We start from the raw sequence: 17,773 nt of genomic DNA, 5'->3' as shown, positions 1-17,773 counted from the left end.
GCTCAGGACCAGCCGTCCTGCGCTTCGAGGCTGGCGGCGAGCTCGCCGATCACGCGGTAGCAGTCGAGCACCGAGGCGATCGAGGAGTTGGGCTCGCGGCCTTCCTTGATGGCCGCGACGAACTCGCGGTCCTGCAGCTCGATGCCGTTCATCGAGACATCGACGTTGGAGACGTCGATGGGCTCCTCGCGGCCGGTGACGAGATCGTCGTAGCGCGCGATGTAGGTGGCGGTGTCCCCAATGTAGCGGAAGAAGGTGCCCAGCGGCCCGTCATTGTTGAACGAGAGCGAGAGGGTCAGGATCTGGCCGGCCTCGGTCTTCATCTGGATCGACATGTCCATGGCAATGCCCAGTTCCGGGTGCTTGGGGCCCTGCAGTGCGTTCGCCGCGATGACCTTGGAACCCGTCATGTACTGGAAGATGTCGATGGTGTGGGCCGAGTGGTGCCACAGCAGGTGGTCGGTCCAGGAACGCGGCTGGCCCTTGGCGTTCATGTTCTTGCGGCGGAAGAAGTAGGTCTCGACGTCCATCGCCTGGATGTTGAGTTCGCCCGCGTCGATCTTGTTCTTCACGTACTGATGCGAGGGGTTGAAGCGGCGGGTGTGGCCGACCATGCAGACAAGGCCGGTCTCCTTCTGCTTCTCCATCACGGCCTGCGCATCGGCCCAGGTGTCCGCAGCCGGGATCTCGACCTGGACGTGCTTGCCCGCATTCATGCAGGCGATGGCCTGCTCGGCGTGCATGCCGGTCGGCGTGCACAGGATCACGGCATCGACATCGGGCAGCGCGAGCGCTTCGGACAGGTCGGTGCCCGAGTGGGGCGCGCCGTACTTGGCGGCGACTTCGGCGGCCTGCTCGGCCTTGCGGCTGATGACCGAGGCGATTTCGACACCGTCGATGTTCTTGAGGCCGTCGAGGTGCTTTTCACCGAAGGCGCCGGCGCCAACGAGAGCTATACGCATGAGGGGGAACTCCTTGGTCTGTTCGTACTGTGAGCGGGGCGGCGCAGGGATTGTTTCCGCGCCGCCCGCCTATCGGTTCAGATGGCGGCCTGAGCCGCTTCGTTGTTGCCTTCGAGGGTGGGGCTGGGCGGCACGCTCCCGTCCACGGGTTCGAGCACGATATGCCCGATCGCGGTGTTGGAACAAGGCACGTGGTAGTGGCGGTGCAGGCACTTCGTGCTCTTGCCCAGCGCACCGCGCATGATCAGCCACATGACCATCTCGATGCCTTCCGAGCCTGTTTCGCGCAGGTACTCGATGTGGGGGACATGGCGCAGGTCCTGGGTGTCGCCGATCAGCTTGTCGAGGAACATGTTGTCCCACTCGGCATTGATGAGGCCCGCACGCTGACCCTGGAGCTGGTGGCTCATGCCGCCCGTGCCCCAGATCTGCACGTTGAGGTCTTCGCCAAAGGAGTTGACCGCGCGCGCGATGGCCTCGCCCAGCGCCCAGCAGCGGTTGCCCGATGGCGGCGGATAGGTGACGACATTGACCGCGAGCGGGATGACCTTGACCGGCCAGGCGTCGGGCTTGTCGTACATCATGGTGAGCGGCACGGTGAGGCCGTGATCGACGTCCATCTCGTTGATGATGGTCATGTCGAACTCATCGAGGATCAGGCTCTGGGCAATGTGCCAGGCCAGGTCCGGGTGGCCTTCCACGTCGGGCACCTTGCGCGGGCCCCAGCCTTCATCGGCGGGCGCGTAGCGCTCTCCGCAGCCGATCGCGAACGTCGGGATGATGCTCATGTCGAAGGCCGAGGCGTGGTCGTTGTAGACCAGGATCACGACGTCGGGCTTATTCTCGGGCTTGGCGATCCACTCGCGGGTCCAGTCGTACCCGGCGAAGATCGGGCCGAAGTAGTCGTCCCGGTCCTTGCCCTGGTCCGAGGCGACACCGAGCAGCGGCACGTGGCTGGAGGCCACGCCTGCGGTAATTCGGGCCATCTCAGCTGTCTCCCTTGATCGAACGCTGGCCTTCGGGCGAACGTCCGCCCGCGACCATCATTGCCTGGTAGTCTTCCACGCTCATGCCGGTCATCGTCGAGACGGCCTGCACGAAGCTGAGGCCATCGGTCGAGAAGACCTTGGCGAGGAAGTAGATGTTGCCGCCAAGGTCGAGCAGGCGGTTGTAGTCGCGCGCGAGCACGGCCTCCCTCTGCTCCTGGGTCATCGGCCACTCGTTGATGTAGGTCCGCTCGTCCGCCAGCCAGCGCTGGCGGTTTTCCGGCTTCATCAGGCTCATCGCGAACTGGTTGAGGTGGTAGCCCTTGCGGGCACGCGCGGCGGTGTAGACGCGCGTACCGGGAATGTCCTCGAAGTCGGCGAGGTACTCGTGAATATCGCTGTGTCCAGCCATGGACCTCTCCCTTGGGTCGGTTGGGTAGGGGAAGGAAGGCGGCCCCTTAGAGGCCGCGTGCCTTCAGCTTGGCGTCGAGACGCGGGAATACCTTGCGCACATTGCCCTCGAAGATCGCGTGGCGTTCCTCCTCGGTGATGTCGAGCGCGTCGACATAGCGCTTGGTGTCGTCGAAGTAGTGGCCGGTCTGGGGATCGATGCCGCGCACCGCGCCCACCATTTCCGAGCCGAACAGGATGTTCTTGTTGTCGATCACGTCGGCCAGCAGGTCGACGCCGGGCTGGTGGTAGACGCAGGTGTCGAAGAACACGTTGTTCATGATGTATTCGTCGAGGCTGGGCTTCTTGAGCATGTCCGCGAGGCCCCGGTAGCGCCCCCAGTGGTAGGGCACCGCGCCGCCGCCGTGCGGGATGATGAAGCGCAGCTTGGGGAATCTGGCGAAGAGATCACCCTGCATCAGCTGCATGAAGGCGACCGTGTCGGCGGCGAGGTAGTAGCCGCCCGTCGCGTGCATCGCCGGGTTGCACGAACCCGAAACGTGGATCATCGCGGGCACGTCCAGCTCGCACATCGCTTCGTAGATGGGGAACCAGTACTCGTCGGTGAGCGGGGGGTGCTCGAAGTGGCCGCCGCCCGGATCCGGGTTGAGGTTGCAGCCGATGAAGCCGAGTTCCTCGACGCAGCGCTTCAGTTCCTTGACCGAGGCGGTGAGGTCCGCCTTGGGGCTCTGGGGCAGCATGCACACGCCCACGAAGGTCTCGGGGAACATCTGCGTGACGCGGTAGATGAGGTTGTTGCAGTGGGTCGCCCACTCGGCGGCCACGGCCTGGTCGCCGACGTGCGGAGCCATGGCCGAGGCGCGCGGGGAGAAGATCGTGAGGTCCGCGCCGCGCTCCTTGATGAGCTTGAGCTGGTTGTCCTCGATCGTCTGGCGGATCTCCTCGTCGGTGATCTCCGGATAGGGCGGGGGCGTGGTGCCGGCCTTGAAGGCGGCCTTCTGCTCCTCGCGCCAGGCGTCGTGGCCCTTGGGCAGGACGGTGTAGTGACCGTGGCAGTCAATGACGAGCGACATGGCTTCAGCTCTCTCCCTTGTTCGAATTCGGATTGGATGTCTGCAATGCGGTAATGGCGTCGAGCTTGGCCGCATAGCCCTCGGGCGGCGGGGTGAGGCCCAGTTCGCCGATGTCCTGGTGGCGCGCAACCGTGCCCTGCGTCATCAGCGGATCGATGCCCAGATCACGCAGCATCGCGGCGGCCTCGGCCATCTCCGCTGAACGGCGACGGCCGTGGATCATCATGCGGTCAAGGTTGTAGTCGGCGCGCTCGGGCCATTTGATCGTCTTCTCGCTGGCATCGAGCGAGGCGAGCACGTCCTCGGCCACGCCTTCGGCATGGGCGGCCAGCATCATTTCGGCGGTGAGCGCCTCCAGCCCCTTGACCATGACCGAGCGGACCAGCTTGATCGCCGACGCACGACCGATGGCATCGCCCACGATGCGGGTCTTTTCAAACCCCATTCCGGTCAGAAGGTCTTTCGCCTCGGCCGCGTCAGGCCCGGAGATGTTGAGCGGAACACCAAGGGCGGCCGGGTTGACGGGGGCCATGATGGCGACGTCCACATAGCGCTTGCCCGCCGCGGCAAAGGCCTCGGCTGCGGCACGCTTGGTGCCGGGGGCGACCGAGTTCATGTCGCAGAACAGCGCGTCCGGAGAGATCAGCGCAGCGCAGGTGCGCGCGACGTCCAGCGCCTGGTCGGCGGTAACGAGCGAGAGCACCAGAGACGCATCGGCAAGCGCTTCTTCGGCGCTGGCGCAGGGCGTGACGTCCAGTTCGTCCATGACCGCGCGGCGCGCGGGCGCGATGTCGAAGGCGGCGGCGCGTGGCCCCCAGCTTCCGGCGCGGGCAAAGGTCGATCCGGCTTCTCCGAAGCCGATAAGGCAAGCGAACTTGGTGCGGGCCTGTGTCATGGCGGGCATGTCTGCCCCCGGGGGCGGCAGGGGGCTAATCGGAACTGCCTTGCTCTTATAAGCTTTACCTAATTACCGTGTTTTTGTGCCTGTCGCGATTTCATGCGCGGCCTGCTCCAGATCGGCGAAAAACTCCTCCTGCACAGTGGTCGGGCGCAGCGAGTGGCGGGTGGTCATGCCGATAACACGGTGGAATTGTGCGGGGAGTTGAGCGACCTGCGAAAGCCACTTCGCTTCCAGCTCGACGGGCACCTGGTCGCGCGAGAGCAGGGTCAGGAAATCGCTGTCCATCATGACCTGCCGGATCATCATCACCGAGCCTGATTCCAGCGGGACCTGCGGGCTCTGGCCATGGCTCTCGAAATAACGCTCGAAGCTGTCGCGAAGCGGTGTGCCGCGCGCGGGCAGGCAGAACGGGTAGCGGGCGAGATCCGCGGCCTCGGGGGCCGTGCCGACGAGGGGGTGGTCGTGGCGGCCCAGGAATACGGGCACGTCCTCGAACAAGGTGCGCTGTTCGAGGTCGGTCTCGACGAGCGGGCTGCGCAGCGCGCCGACCATCACGTCGAGCGAGCCGTTGCGCAAAGGCTCGACCAGTTCCGCGCGCGAGCCCTCGACGATGGTGAGCCGCACCTGCGGTCGGCGCGCGTGGAAGCGGGCTACGGCCAGAGGGAGGATGCGGGCGCGCGAGAGCGGCATCGCGCCGATCGCGATGCGGCGGGTCTCGTGGCCGCGCAACGCTTGGATCTCGGAGAGTCCGGCTTCCAGCTCGACCACGGCGAGGCGGAACTCGCGCGCGAACTGGGCACCGGTCTCGGTCATCACCACGTGCTTGCCCCGGCGCACGACCAGCGGGCGACGCAGCGCCAGCGCGAGGTCGTTCACCGCGCGGTGGATCGAAGGCAGCGAAAGTCCGGTCTCCTGGCTGGCGCCCGCGTAGCTGCCGCTGTCCGAAAGCGCGAGGAGCGCGCGCAGGCGCGACATCGTGACGTGGGGGCTGCGCACGTGCAGGAGCGCGGCCGAAATACGGCTCCTGAGAATCTGTCCGGCGTGCGTGGGCACCATCCCGTCGTGGCGCCGCTCGAAGAGGGGAACCTGCAGCGCCGCCTCCAGGCGTCCTAACGCCTGTGTTATTGCGGGCTGGCTGAGATTGACCGCACTCGTCGCCGCGCTGACCGTTCCCAGTTCGGCAATTTTCAAGACCGCGCGCAAGTGGCGCAAGTTCAGTTCCCAAACGTCCATGCGGGCATCTTTAGCCAAATCCAATGGCGATTGCCAAAGTTCTCTTTCCCCCTCGCACGCGCGAAGCCCATGTCAGGTCCAACCTGAATTGATAACGAGCGAAGAGGAGTGCTGCCATGTCGGGTGTCGTCGTCCAGAATATCGAGCGGGCCGATCCTGCGATCATCGACGGCCTGGCCGCCTGCGGCGTTGCCACCGTCCACGAGGCGCAGGGGCGTACGGGCCTTCTCGCCAGCTACATGCGCCCGATCTACGCAGGCGCGCGCATTGCCGGCTCGGCGGTGACCATCAGCTCGCCCCCGGGCGACAACTGGATGGTCCACGTGGCCATCGAGCAGCTGCAGGAGGGCGACGTGCTCCTGCTCGCGCCGACCTCCCCGTGCGAAGACGGCTACTTCGGTGATCTTCTTGCCACCAGCGCGATCGCGCGCGGGTGCCGGGGCCTCATCATCGATGCGGGCGTGCGCGACGTGCGCGACCTGACCGAGATGGAATTTCCGGTCTGGTCCAAGGCGATCTACGCGCAAGGCACCGTCAAGAACACGCTGGGTTCGGTCAACGTGCCCGTCGTCTGCGCCAACTGCGCGGTGAACCCGGGTGACGTGATCGTGGCTGACGATGACGGCGTGGTCTGCGTGCCGCGCGAAAAGGCGGCCGAAGTCCTCAAGGCCGCGCAGGCCCGCGAAGCCAACGAAGGTGAGAAGCGCGAGACGCTGGCTTCGGGCGTCCTTGGCCTTGACATGTACAAGATGCGCGAGCGCCTGGAGAAGGAAGGCCTCAAGTATGTCTGATCTTCCCACCAGCGCTCCCGTGATGTGGATGCGTGGGGGGACATCGAAAGGCGCCTACTTCCTCAAGGACGATCTGCCGAGCGATCCCGCCGCGCGCGATGCCTTCCTGCTGGGCGTGATGGGCTCGCCCGACCCACGCCAGATCGACGGCATGGGCGGGGCGGATCCGCTCACCAGCAAGGTCGCGGTGGTGTCGGTATCGGAGCGCGAGGGCATCGATGTCGAGTACCACTTCTTTCAGGTCTTCGTGGATCAGGCGACGGTCTCGGACGCGCAGAACTGTGGCAACATACTGGCGGGCATCGGTCCCTTCGCCATCGAGCGTGGCCTTGTCGCGGCGACGGGGGATGAGACCCGGGTCGCGATCTACATGGTCAACACCGGCCAGGTCGCGGTCGAGGCGGTGCAAACCCCGGGCGGTAAGGTAACGTACGCGGGCGAGGCGGCCATTGATGGCGTACCCGGTACCCACGCGCCGATCCCGGTCGAGTTCCGCGATACGGCAGGCTCGATGTGCGGCTCCTTGCTGCCGACGGGCAAGAACGTCGAGGAGGTGAACGGCGTGGCCGTCACGCTTATCGACAACGGCATGCCCTGCGTTGTCATGAAGGCGGTGGATATGGGTATCACCGGCACCGAGACCCGCGAGGAACTCGAGGCCAACGCCGAGCTCAAGGAAAAGGTCGAGGCGATCCGCCTTGCCGTGGGCGAGCGGATGAACCTTGGCGATGTGAGCGAGAAGTCGGTCCCCAAGATGTTCCTCGTCTCGCCGCCCGTGAATGGCGGTGCGATCAACACCCGCTGCTTCATTCCGCATCGCGCTCATGCGACAGTCGGCGTGCTGGCGGCGGTGACGGTGGCGACCGCCGCTCTCATCGAGGGAACGCCTGCGGCCGAGGTCGCGCAGATCCCGGAGGACGCGCGCAAGACCCTTTCGGTCGAGCACCCGACCGGCGAGATGAGCTGCGTGCTGGAAGTGAACGAAGAGGGCTCGGTGACGAGCGCCGCCCTGCTGCGCACCGCGCGCAAGCTGATGGATGGAGAGGTCTATGTCTGATCGTATCGTCTGCTGGCACTCTGCGCCCAGCAAGCCTTCGTTCGTGCCGCCCGAGGGCGCGATCGACGCGCATTGCCACGTCTTCGGTCCAATGGCCGAGTTTCCCTTCAGCCCCAAGGCGAAGTACCTTCCCGAGGACGCCGGGCCCGACACGCTGTTCGCGCTGCGCGATCATCTGGGCTTCTCGCGCAATGTGGTCGTTCAGGCGAGCTGCCACGGCACCGACAACGCGGCGACGCTGAACGCCATTGCCAAGTCGAACGGCAAGGCGCGCGGTGTGGCCGTGGTCGATCCCGACATCTCGGACGCCGAGCTTCTGGCTCTCCACGAAGGCGGCATTCGCGGCATCCGCTTCAACTTCCTGAAGCGCCTTGTCGACAATGCGCCCAAGGACAAGTTCCTCGAAGTGGCCAAGCGCTTGCCCGAAGGCTGGCACGTGGTGATCTACTTCGAGGCGGATATCCTGGAGGAACTGCGCCCGTTCATGGACGCGATCCCCGTGCCGTTGGTCATCGACCACATGGGTCGCCCGGACGTGACGCAAGGCCCTGATGGCGTCGACATGAAGGCCTTCCGTGCCTTCCTCGACAGCCGTGAGGACATCTGGTTCAAGGCGACCTGCCCCGAGCGCCTCGATGCGCTGAAGGAAGGCGGAATGGGCGATCCCTGGGACAACTTCGCGGCTGCGGTTGCGCCGCTTGTTGCTGACTACCCGGATCGCGTCATCTGGGGGACCGATTGGCCCCATCCCAACATGCAGGATGAGATCGCCGACGATGGCCACATCGTCGACATGATCCCGCGCATCGCGCCCACGGCCGAATTGCAGACGAAGCTGCTCATCACCAACCCGATGCGGCTCTACTGGCCCGAGGAGCTCTGAGCGCTCCGCCTTTTACCAACTCTGACGACTGAGGGGGATGGCGCTGGGCGCCGTCCCCCTCTTTTTATAGGTATCGCGGCCGCCCTTTGAACGAATATTCAATAATCTGGTAATCTCGGTCTTCGAGAGACCCGGGAAATGTCCTGCGATCCTCCAAATGTGAGACTTGGCCTTGAGAAAGGTTGGGTGAATGGTTATTCAGCCGGCAATGCACACCGGAGAATGCCCATGATCGATCGTCGCCTGTTCCTCCAGCGTCTCGCCGCGGCGAGTGCGGCCGGATCCGTGCCTGCGCCGATCGCCAAGGCGCTGGCGCAGCCCGCCAACCGCCGTACCGGGACGCTCAAGGACGTCGAGCACGTGGTGATCCTGATGCAGGAGAACCGCTCGTTCGATCACTACTTCGGCACGCTGCCGGGCGTTCGCGGCTTTGCCGATCCGCGTCCGATGCCCCTGCGTTCGGGCAAGTCGGTCTTCCATCAGCCGCGCCCCGAGGGTGGCGAGATCCTGCCTTTTCGCATGAACGGGCAGACGACCAGCGGCCAGCTGCTCAAGAGCCTTGATCACAGCTGGAAGGGCGAGGGCGAGCAGTCCTCGGCCGAATGGGCGGACTACGCCAGCTGGATCCGCCGCAAGGGCGAGATGACGATGGGCTACTTCACGCGCGAGGACGTGCCCTTCTACCACGCGCTCGCCGATGCCTTTACCGTGTGCGATGCCTATTACTGCTCGCTCCACGGGCCGACCAACCCCAACCGCATGTACCTGTTTACCGGAACCAGCGGCATGGCGGTGGGCGACATGCGCCGCCAGGCCGTCCACAACGAGGACGATGGCAACTGGACCGGCGACATGGCGCGCGACAAGGCCGAATTCGAGCAGGTCGCAAGTTGGACGACCTATGCCGAGCGTCTGCAGGAGGCCGGTGTCGACTGGAAGGTCTATCAGGAATACGACAACTTCGGTTGCAATTCGCTGGCCTATTTCGAGCAGTTCCGCGGCCTCGACACCAAGAGCGACCTCTACCGCCGGGGCCGCGCCATCGTGCCCGGCTCGACCGCAGAGAACGCAGCCGACAGCACGGGCCAGCACCTTGTCGACGCGATCCGCGCCGACGTCGAGGCCGACCGCCTGCCGCAGGTCTCCTGGGTGGTGACGCCCACCAAGTTCTGCGAACATCCCGAAGCGCCGCCCGCGTTCGGCGAGGACATGGTCTCGCGCATCCTCGACGCGCTGGTCGCCAATCCCGAGGTCTGGTCCAGGACCGCGCTCATCATCAACTACGATGAGAACGACGGCTTTTTCGACCACATGCCCGGCCCCGTTCCGGCCGCCGCCGGAATTAAGGGCGCGAGCACGGTCGATACGCGCGGCGAAGTCTACGAAGGCAACGCGGTGGGGCTGGGCATGCGTGTGCCGCTCCTTGTCGTCTCGCCCTGGTCGCGTGGGGGCTGGGTCAATTCCGAAGTCCACGACCACACCTCGGTGATCCGCTTCCTCGAAAAGCGCTTTGGAGTGATGGAGCCCAACATCACGCCCTGGCGCCGCCAGGTGACGGGCGATCTCACCAGCCTGTTCGATTTTGCCGATCCCGATGGCTCGGCGCTCCACGCGCTGCCGGCGACGGACGACTATCTGAAGAAGATCATGTCGGTCGCGCAGCTGCCCCTACCCGAAGTGCCCGAGGCGCAGGCGCTTCCGGCACAGGAACCGGGGCGCCGCCCGACCCGCCCCTTGCCCTACCGCTTGGAGGCGAGCGCACGGGGCAGCGAGGACGGCCTGGAGCTGACTTTCGCAAACCCGGGGACGCGCGGCGTCGTCTACCAGGTCTACGCCAGGGGCAGCGGTGAGCTCGGCCCCTGGAGCTACACTGTGGAGCCCGGCAAGAAGATCACGGCGAGCCTGCCCGGCCTGCCGCGCACCGGGGCCTATGACCTGGCTGTCTTCGGCCCCAACGGCTGGCTGCGCGAACTGGCGGGCGAGGCCGCGGACGAGGGCGCTACCGCCCCGGTCGTGACACTGGAGGAGGGGGCGCGCGATACCGTCCACCTCGCGATCCGCAATCCGGGGCAGGCGCCGGAGACCTTCACGATTACCGCCCCAACCTATGGCGAGCTGGCCGAGCAGAGCGTGACCGTGGCCCCGGGTCAGGAACTGCGGGTGCCGGTGCAGGTATCCGCCAGCGACCATTGGTACGATCTGGTCGTGACGCAGCAGGGTTCGCCCCGCCGCCGCCGCTTCGCAGGCCACGTCGAGACCGGCAAGGCGAGCCTTTCCGACCCGGCCTTCGAGCAGGGCGCGGTGGCATGAAGGTGCGTCTCCTTTCAGGGGTCCTGGGCGCCGTGGCCGCGCTGACGGCGACCGCCAGCGCGGCGAACGAGCCGCTCGCGCATTGGCCTGCCGAGGCACGCGCTACGATCGAGAGTGTCCTTGCCGATGCGCCCGAAGGGTCCTTCGCGGTCTTCGATGCCGACAACACGATTTGGCAGAACGACCTGGAAGAATCGCTCCTCCCCTTCATGGAAGCGCGCGGCAAGCTCCCGCCCGAGACGCTCGATCCCTCGCTGAAGCCTATTCCCTTTCACGAGGGCGAGACGCTCTACGGCTATTACCTGCGCCTGTGCGAGATCGACGACAACTTGTGCTACCCGTGGATCGCGCAGGTCTTCTCCGGGCACACGCTGGGTGAGCTGAAGGGCGAGGTCGATGCCCTTATGGCGCGCACAACGCCTATCCCGGTGCGCTATGAAGAGGGCGGCAAGGTCGTCTCGGGCACGGTCGAGCGCCCGCATATCTTCGAGGCGCAGCGCGAATTGCTGGATGAACTGCGCGCGCGCGGTGTTCATGTCTATGTCGTGACGGCGGCCTCCGAGGAACTCGCGCGCATGGTGCTCGCCGATCCGCGTTACGGCCTGAACATCGCGCCGGAAGACATCGTCGGGGTGACGATGGTCCTGCGCGATCCCGAAAGCGGTGCGCTCACCACCGCGCGCAGCCAGGTCGCCAAGGGGCATTTCCTCGATGCGGACTACCCGGCCGAAAAGCACATGGGCATGGAGATGACGTCCACCCTCTGGGCACCCAACACTTGGTACGCGGGCAAGGTCGCGGGCATCCGCACCTACATCGACGCGGTGAACCGGCCGCTCCTGGTGGCGGGCGACAGTCCGAGCGACCGCGCCATGCTGTTCGAGGCTTCGGGGCTTCGTCTCTGGATCGATCGCAGCGCGGCCAAGACCACCGCGCTGGAAGAGGCGAAGGCCGCGCGCGCCAAGGCGCAGCGGGCAAGCGGCTTGGCGGTCGATGCGGACATCAACTGGCTCCACCTGCGCCAGGAGGAGCTTGCACCGCGCCCCTGAGGCGCGATAGGCGCTGCGTCCATGACGGGACATACACACGAACGCGAGGCCGCGCTGCTGGCCGATCTCGACGGATCGGGCACGGCGTTCCATGTCTTCGAGCACGAAGCCACCGCCACGGTGGCCGAGAGCGCGGCGGTCAAGGACCACATCGCGGGCGCGCACACCAAGAACCTGTTCCTGACCGACCGGCGCGGCCGGTTCTGGCTGGTGACGATGCCCGCCGAGGAGCGCGCGGACCTGAAGTTCATGGCCAGTCGCCTCGGCGCCCCGCGCCTCTCGTTCGGCAAGGCCGAGGACATGGTGGCCTTCCTGGGCGTGGTGCCCGGCTCGGTCACCCCGCTCGCCGCCTTCAACGACACCGAGGGCCGTGTGCAGGTGGTCCTCGATGCCGCCTTCGCGCCCACAGGCACGATCAACATCCACCCCTTGCGCAACACCGCGACCCTCTCGATGCAGACTGCGGACCTCGTCGCCACGCTCACCCGCTGGAACCACGCCCCCCAAGTGCTGACCCTGAAGCCGGACCAGGCCTTAAGGTGACACCGAAGTTGACACAGTTGACACGGTCCAGAGGGAAAGCCGTGTCACCTGTCACCCGCTGCAAGGTCGTCCCACGGAGCCCCGCAATCCCGACCTGCCATATTGGGCGACACGCACCTCTCTCCTGACCCGTGACCACCAACGCGATAGCCTGACCCCACCATAGCACAGGCGCCCGGGTGTAGGAAAACCCTATCGCACCGCGCGGTGGGGCAATTTCCTGCGGCCGCGCCATCCCGAGCTGGGTTCAAGTCCGCCGGAAAGACAGTGAATCCGAGGGCCATCGCCCTTGGGCTCCCGGAACTGTCGAACGCAGCTGCGCCCTTCCATGCCTTTCCATGAACGATGGCCTCGTCTGCCTTGGGCCGGTTGCGGAATGTCGGGTTCGGAACTGAATGACGGGGATATCTGACGCTCGCACGAAGTTGCCCGCCAACGCTTTGAAGACGCTAAGGCGCCCAATCCCCCAGGGCAGACAATTTCACTTTTAATTTGGCTTCATAAAGACGGCCACCTTTGCGAACAGCCGAATGATTAATAACGTTTTCAACAAGCAGCTCTTGGGTAGATGTAATTTTCACAACCTATCCAATATTTATTATTTATACTGTTATTTCTTGGAGTCCGCGCAGGGATTATCTCAGGCTATGTTTCTGAATATCCACATTTATGGGTATGACATGCCCCAATACTACAAGACGGCATTCATAATAAGTCCTCTTATTCTGCAGCCTTAATTTTTAAAACAGTAAACAAAAAAAGCTGATTTGCAATCCTTTGCATGAGCCTGCACGCCTAGGTTAAATTGGCATTAAAAATTATGACGCTTCTTGTTACGCGCGGAGAGTGCCTTGATTCGCGATGCGCCGTGATGTCTATTCTACTTCTCTTGATTTAGGAGGGTATAGATGAAGCTTAAGGCACCTCTGGTGGCAATCTCTCTTGCGTCGGCAGCGGCCTTCATTCCATTGGCTGCGCAAGCACAGTCTGCAGACGAGATATTCTGCTGGAACGAGTTTCCAGGAGCTACTTGGGAGGAACTGTTGCTTCTTTGCGATGGGGACGTGCCCCCGTATGGTGGAGCAGGCGGTGGAGGCGGCTCCGACTTCCCGAATGGCCCGATCTATCCGGGCGGTGATTGCAATACGGCATCGCGGCTTTGCCAAAACGTTCCGTAACTGCGAAGGACCGGCGACCATATAGGTCGCCGGTCTGCAATTTCTGTGGCTGCCTGCGTTGCGCAAAAACCTTGTTCTCAACTCGATTTTGTATGAATTGGATCGGAATTAGAATACGCTGTTGATAGCCGCGTGACAGAGAGCCTTTTTGAGCGGCAGAATACAACCACATGCAGTCTAAGTATTTCCATTTTCTGTGTTTCTGTCAGTAGCCGATCGCGAATTGGTCTTTCGTGCTTGTCACTTTTAGGCGATCGATAGGCACCCCGGTTTCCAGCAGGCGCAAGTTAAATGTGCCTTTGTCCTTCTACCACCGATACTGGTTGCCAATGAACTTAGACGGCGAAGGATTGCAGGCAATCGGGTTAGTAGCGGGTCAAATCCCGAGCGGAACCAGCAATTTGGGCGCGTCGCGGAATTTCAGCACAGGACCCGTTGCTGTCACTGGAGCCAGCGCTATGTTCCATGCGGCCCTGTCGCGGTCGGCGCTGACGCACTGGGCGAACTGGTGCTTTAGGCGGGATCGTTCCCCGCCCGTGGGTCTCCTATCCACTCATCTGGGCCGCTGAGGAGCTTGGACAGCAAGAGAAACCGGACTGACCGTTGCTCGGCGCGTCAAACCAGCCCTCGAACAACCGACAAGGGCGCCTTGCAGTCTGTTGGTGGGACGGCCAAAAAGAAGGGGGCGGACCTTGCGGTCGCCCCCTTCCTTGTGTGCCGTTGTCGGGCCGGTCTGCAGATCAGAACGCCTTCTTGAGCGTCACGAACCACTGGCGCGGCGCGCCGACCATGAAGTACTGCCAGTCGCCCGGGGCGTAGCTGGCCTGGTAGCCGCCCGACTGACCGATGGTGGAGACGTACTTCTCGTCGGTCACGTTGGTGACGTTGAGCTGGATCTCGGTGCCATCGAGCGCATCGTCCGAGTTGACGCGGTAGCCCACGGTCAGGTCGACCAGCGCGCGGCCCTTGAACGAGAGGTCGTTCTCGTAGGTGGCGTAGCGCTTGGACTGGTAGTTCACGTGCGCGCGGCCGATGAAGGTGCCGTCATCGTACGAGATCTCGCCGTTGATGAGGTGCTCGGGCTGGTCGACGACCGACTTGCCGCCCGAGGCCGCGACGAGCTCGCCCGCGCCGTTCAGCACGTCATCGTCATAGGACGCATCGGTGTAGGCATAGGCGGCGTAGAGCGAGAGCGCGGGGGTCACGCGGTACTGGCCGGTGACTTCGACGCCCTTGGTCGTGACCGAGCCGACGTTGTTGAGGACCGAGGGGCAGCTCTCGATCGCCGAGCAGGGCGAGACCGAGAAGAGGCGGTTGTCGAACTTCACGTGGTAGCCCACGAGCGAGGCCTCGAACTTGGGCAGGTGGAAGCGCAGGCCGCCTTCGAAGGTCTTGGACGTTTCCGGCTTCAGACCCTGCTCACGGATCGCGGCGAACTGGTCGGGCGAGGTGATGAACGGCGTCGTCGTGAAGGCGCGCATGTTCTCGGCGTAGCTGCCGAACAGCTCGACCTCGTAGATCGGACGGTAGTTGATGCCGACCTGCGGGAGGAACATGTCCTTGGCCGTGAGCGAACCCTGCGTCGCCCAGCTGGCGCTGGTGCGCGAGGGGTCGTTGCTGGCGTCGATGTCGACCTGGATGCCCTTCCAGCCGCCCGAGACCTTGAGGCTGTCGGTCAGCTCCCAGGTGTCCTGCACGTAGTACTGGTAGGTGTTGATGTCGAACTTGTAGAAGTAGTCGTACGCGAACGGGTTCTTGGGGAACTCGTGGTGCGAGATGCTCGAGGTCGGGGCGTCGTCGAGGCCGAAGTAGTCGCGCGCGGTGTCGTAGTCGTTGATCTCGTACCAGCCGCCCACTTCGATCTGGTTGCCGCGGAACAGGTCGTACGACAGGCTGCCGGTCACGCCCATGCGGTTGATGAAGTATTCCGTGCCGCGCACCGAGAGGCTCGAGCCGCCCGGGGTCGGGACATAGGGCGTCCACCAGGTGCCGATACCACGGTTGTTGTGGTAGTAGGGCGAGACGCGCACGTGCAGTTCGTCGGTGAGGTCGTAGTCGACGCTCATGCCGATCAGCAGGTCCTTGCGCAGGCCATAGCCGTCGTAATAGGCGTCATCGCCCGTCAGCGTGCCGTAGCCCTCGTAGTCGTCGACGTAGACGCCGTTCTGCAGGTTGCTGGCGATGTCCTGCGCGGTCTCGAAGTCATAGCGCAAGTAGTCCCAGTCGTAGCCGTGACGATCGAGGATGTCGGGCGTGAGGTCGGCGTAGTCGGCGTCGGCCATCTCGGAGTAGTTGGCGAAGATCTTGAGCTCGCCGCGGTCGCCCATCGGCGCGACCAGCTTGGAGTTGATCTGCCACAGCTCCTGCGAGCCCTTGCCCTTCCACTTGGGCGTGTCCGAGTAGGTGCCCGAAACGTAGGCGCGCACGCCGCCGCCCAGATCGCCGGTCTCGAAGCGGGCGAACAGGCGCCAGGCATCGTTGCTGCCGAAAGTGGCCGCGGTGGTGAGGCCCATGTCGTAGCTGGGGTCAAGGCTTTCAAAGGCGATCGTGCCGCCCAGATTCGAGCTCGAGGCCGTCGAGAGCGCGCCGGCACCCTGCGACAGCTCGGTCATGCCGATGTTGTCCGAGGTGATCGCGCGGCTGATGTGCAGGCCGTTGAAGTTGGAATAGCTCATGTCGCCCAGCGGCACGCCGTCGAGCGTGAAGCCCAGCTGGTTCTGCGTGAAGCCACGCACCGAGATGCGGGTCGTCCACTCGTTGGTGCCCAGCGGCGAGGCCGACTGGAAGTTGACGCTCGGCAGCTTGCTGAGAACGGCGAGCGGGCTGGTGCCGGGCGTGGCGACCGCGATGTCCTCGGCGGTGAGGCCCTGGACCTGGCGGGTCTGGCCGGTGCCGATGACGACGATCTCGTTGCGGCCCGAACCGGCTGCGGCAGGCGCGGCGGCGGAAGTGGCGGCATCGGTGGCGGGGCTTGCGTCGCTGGCGGCGGCGTCATCGGCCGCCAGGGCCGGGGTCGCCAGCACGGATGACAGCGCCAGCGCGCTGGCGTTCAGAAAGGCATTTGAGCGCATCGTATCCCTCATGCGTTGCGGCAGAATTGCCGTTTTCAAGAGCGCGCGTGTCAAACGCGCGGGCGCGGTACCAGGGCCTGGGGCGCGTGGAAGGCGCAGATGGCTGCGCGGCGCGAGGAGGCCCGTCCGGTTCCGCTCGGGTGGTGCCCGGAGACGTCGCTTGCGCAACCCCGGGGGCTCGGTGGGAGCTGACGCGCTCATAGCGCTCGCGAGAGATTGTTCAACCGTTCAATTTCCATAAATGCAGATTGATGAGGCATTTTGCGGCCTAAATGGCACACTCACCCCGCCATTCGGAAAGGTTCCCGCGAGTGTGACATTTTTTTGAATGTTTGTTCAGTTGCAAAAGACTGTTCGGTTGCCGGATAGATTGGGGCGCTGTTCAACCCGGCTGCGAGTCGATACGGCGCGCGCATAGGAAAAAGGCCCCGCGCGTGTGCGCGAGGCCTCTGTTGGGAGCGGGCAGGATGCCACCCGGGCCGGGCGGCTGTGGCTCAATCGGCCTTGGCGGGGCTCCTCGGCTTGGCCTTGGCGTTGTGCATCCAGAAGGGATCGTCGGGCAGGCGGTGAATCGGTCCGTAGACCTGCTCCAGCAACACCGCGAGGGCGGGATCGCGCGCGGCCATCTCGGCGTCGGTGCGCACCAGCGTGTCACCCATCTGCGCGGGGAAGTTGCTGTTGAACCAGAACTGCGTGCCCTCGGCCCAGTACTCGTCGATGGTGTTCTCCATGTACTGGTCCTTCCAGGTGCCGCGCTTGCGGGCGTTGGCGTAGGCGGCGTGGATCAGCGCGTCGAAGGCCGGGTCGATTTCGAGGAGGGCCTGGTACATCGCGTGCGAGAACTCGTGGACGAGGATCGTCTCGCCGAAATAGCGCGTGCCGGGTACGGCCTGGATGTTCTCTTCCGCCCCACTGGTGAGCAGGCCGCCCATGCCGCGCGCGCGCTTGGCCCAGTATTCATAGGGCGTGAGCGGGGCGATCTCGGTGTCGTAGTTCTCCCGCTCGAAAGGCGTGAGGACGATGTCGTCGCGGGCCGGCTTGTCCCAGTCGCGCTGCTCGGGCAGGTCCATGGTCGTCTCGTCCTCGGCCATGATCGCGATGCGAAAGCCCTGGCGCACCAGTTCGCGCGCGATCTCGGGCCGGTGGGCAAGCATGGCGTGGACCATGTTGCGCGCCTTGACGAGGGTGCTCGGCTTCACCTTGGAGGAGCTCGTGATCCACAGGCCATCGGTCTCGATGGCCTGGGTGTAGAAGGGATCGAGCGCGAGGTCGGCGGGCGGGGCGACGATGTCCGCCGCGCTGGCCGTGGCCGCGCCCGCAAGCGC

14 protein-coding genes are annotated in these 17,773 nt (G+C 64.6%); 6 read left to right on the top strand and 8 right to left on the bottom strand.

Features of this window, described 5'->3' with window-relative positions:
- Positions 1–2 precede the first annotated feature (2 nt).
- The 6 genes from MTR65_RS12545 to MTR65_RS12520 form a co-directional block, all read right to left on the bottom strand.
- Positions 3–962, bottom strand: a complete 960-nt coding sequence (locus MTR65_RS12545; protein WP_243800684.1) for a Gfo/Idh/MocA family oxidoreductase — start codon at positions 960–962, stop codon at positions 3–5.
- A 77-nt stretch (positions 963–1,039) separates the two neighbouring features.
- A complete protein-coding gene (locus tag MTR65_RS12540) occupies positions 1,040–1,948 on the bottom strand; it encodes a class III extradiol dioxygenase subunit beta (protein WP_226634781.1) in 909 nt (302 codons plus the stop codon).
- A 1-nt stretch (position 1,949) separates the two neighbouring features.
- Positions 1,950–2,360, bottom strand: coding sequence for a protocatechuate 4,5-dioxygenase subunit alpha (ligA, locus tag MTR65_RS12535; protein ID WP_243800682.1), 411 nt, complete (start codon positions 2,358–2,360; stop codon positions 1,950–1,952).
- 46 nt (positions 2,361–2,406) lie between these two features.
- The gene (locus MTR65_RS12530; protein ID WP_243800680.1) at positions 2,407–3,432 is read right to left on the bottom strand and encodes an amidohydrolase family protein; all 1,026 of its coding nucleotides are present in this window, start codon (positions 3,430–3,432) and stop codon (positions 2,407–2,409) included.
- A gap of 4 nt (positions 3,433–3,436) precedes the next feature.
- The gene (locus tag MTR65_RS12525) at positions 3,437–4,336 is read right to left on the bottom strand and encodes an NAD(P)-dependent oxidoreductase (protein ID WP_243800675.1); all 900 of its coding nucleotides are present in this window, start codon (positions 4,334–4,336) and stop codon (positions 3,437–3,439) included.
- A gap of 63 nt (positions 4,337–4,399) precedes the next feature.
- Complete coding sequence (locus MTR65_RS12520; RefSeq protein WP_243800673.1) at positions 4,400–5,566, bottom strand: LysR family transcriptional regulator; 1,167 nt, start codon at positions 5,564–5,566, stop codon at positions 4,400–4,402.
- 116 nt (positions 5,567–5,682) lie between these two features.
- On the opposite strand from MTR65_RS12520, the gene ligK reads away from it, so the two are divergent.
- The 6 genes from ligK to MTR65_RS12490 all read left to right on the top strand — a co-directional run bounded on the left by ligK (position 5,683) and on the right by MTR65_RS12490 (position 12,199).
- Entirely contained in the window at positions 5,683–6,357 is a 675-nt protein-coding gene (gene ligK / locus MTR65_RS12515) for a 4-carboxy-4-hydroxy-2-oxoadipate aldolase/oxaloacetate decarboxylase (RefSeq protein WP_226634774.1), read from the top strand.
- Positions 6,350–7,414, top strand: a complete 1,065-nt coding sequence (locus MTR65_RS12510; RefSeq protein ID WP_243800671.1) for a 4-oxalomesaconate tautomerase — start codon at positions 6,350–6,352, stop codon at positions 7,412–7,414. The genes ligK and MTR65_RS12510 overlap by 8 nt, the downstream gene beginning before the upstream one ends.
- Complete coding sequence (locus MTR65_RS12505; RefSeq protein WP_243800669.1) at positions 7,407–8,297, top strand: amidohydrolase family protein; 891 nt, start codon at positions 7,407–7,409, stop codon at positions 8,295–8,297. The genes MTR65_RS12510 and MTR65_RS12505 overlap by 8 nt, the downstream gene beginning before the upstream one ends.
- 228 nt (positions 8,298–8,525) lie before the next feature.
- Complete coding sequence (locus tag MTR65_RS12500; RefSeq protein WP_243800667.1) at positions 8,526–10,607, top strand: phosphocholine-specific phospholipase C; 2,082 nt, start codon at positions 8,526–8,528, stop codon at positions 10,605–10,607.
- On the top strand, positions 10,604–11,656 hold the full coding sequence (locus tag MTR65_RS12495) for an HAD family hydrolase (protein ID WP_243800662.1): 1,053 nt from the start codon (positions 10,604–10,606) through the stop codon (positions 11,654–11,656). Before MTR65_RS12500 ends, MTR65_RS12495 begins: the two co-directional genes overlap by 4 nt.
- Positions 11,657–11,677: 21 nt before the next feature.
- Positions 11,678–12,199, top strand: coding sequence for a prolyl-tRNA synthetase associated domain-containing protein (locus MTR65_RS12490; RefSeq protein ID WP_243800660.1), 522 nt, complete (start codon positions 11,678–11,680; stop codon positions 12,197–12,199).
- A gap of 1,918 nt (positions 12,200–14,117) precedes the next feature.
- Here MTR65_RS12490 and MTR65_RS12485 read toward each other — a convergent pair.
- Positions 14,118–16,448 (bottom strand): TonB-dependent receptor, encoded by a 2,331-nt coding sequence (locus tag MTR65_RS12485; RefSeq protein WP_243800657.1) that lies wholly within the window; start codon positions 16,446–16,448, stop codon positions 14,118–14,120.
- A 494-nt stretch (positions 16,449–16,942) separates the two neighbouring features.
- Positions 16,943–17,773: glycoside hydrolase (locus MTR65_RS12480; RefSeq protein WP_243800655.1), on the bottom strand; the 831-nt coding region annotated here is incomplete at its 5' end.

Source organism: Novosphingobium mangrovi, from assembly GCF_022818885.1.
Lineage (GTDB): Bacteria > Pseudomonadota > Alphaproteobacteria > Sphingomonadales > Sphingomonadaceae > Novosphingobium > Novosphingobium mangrovi.
This window is presented reverse-complemented; position numbering and strand designations above follow the sequence as displayed.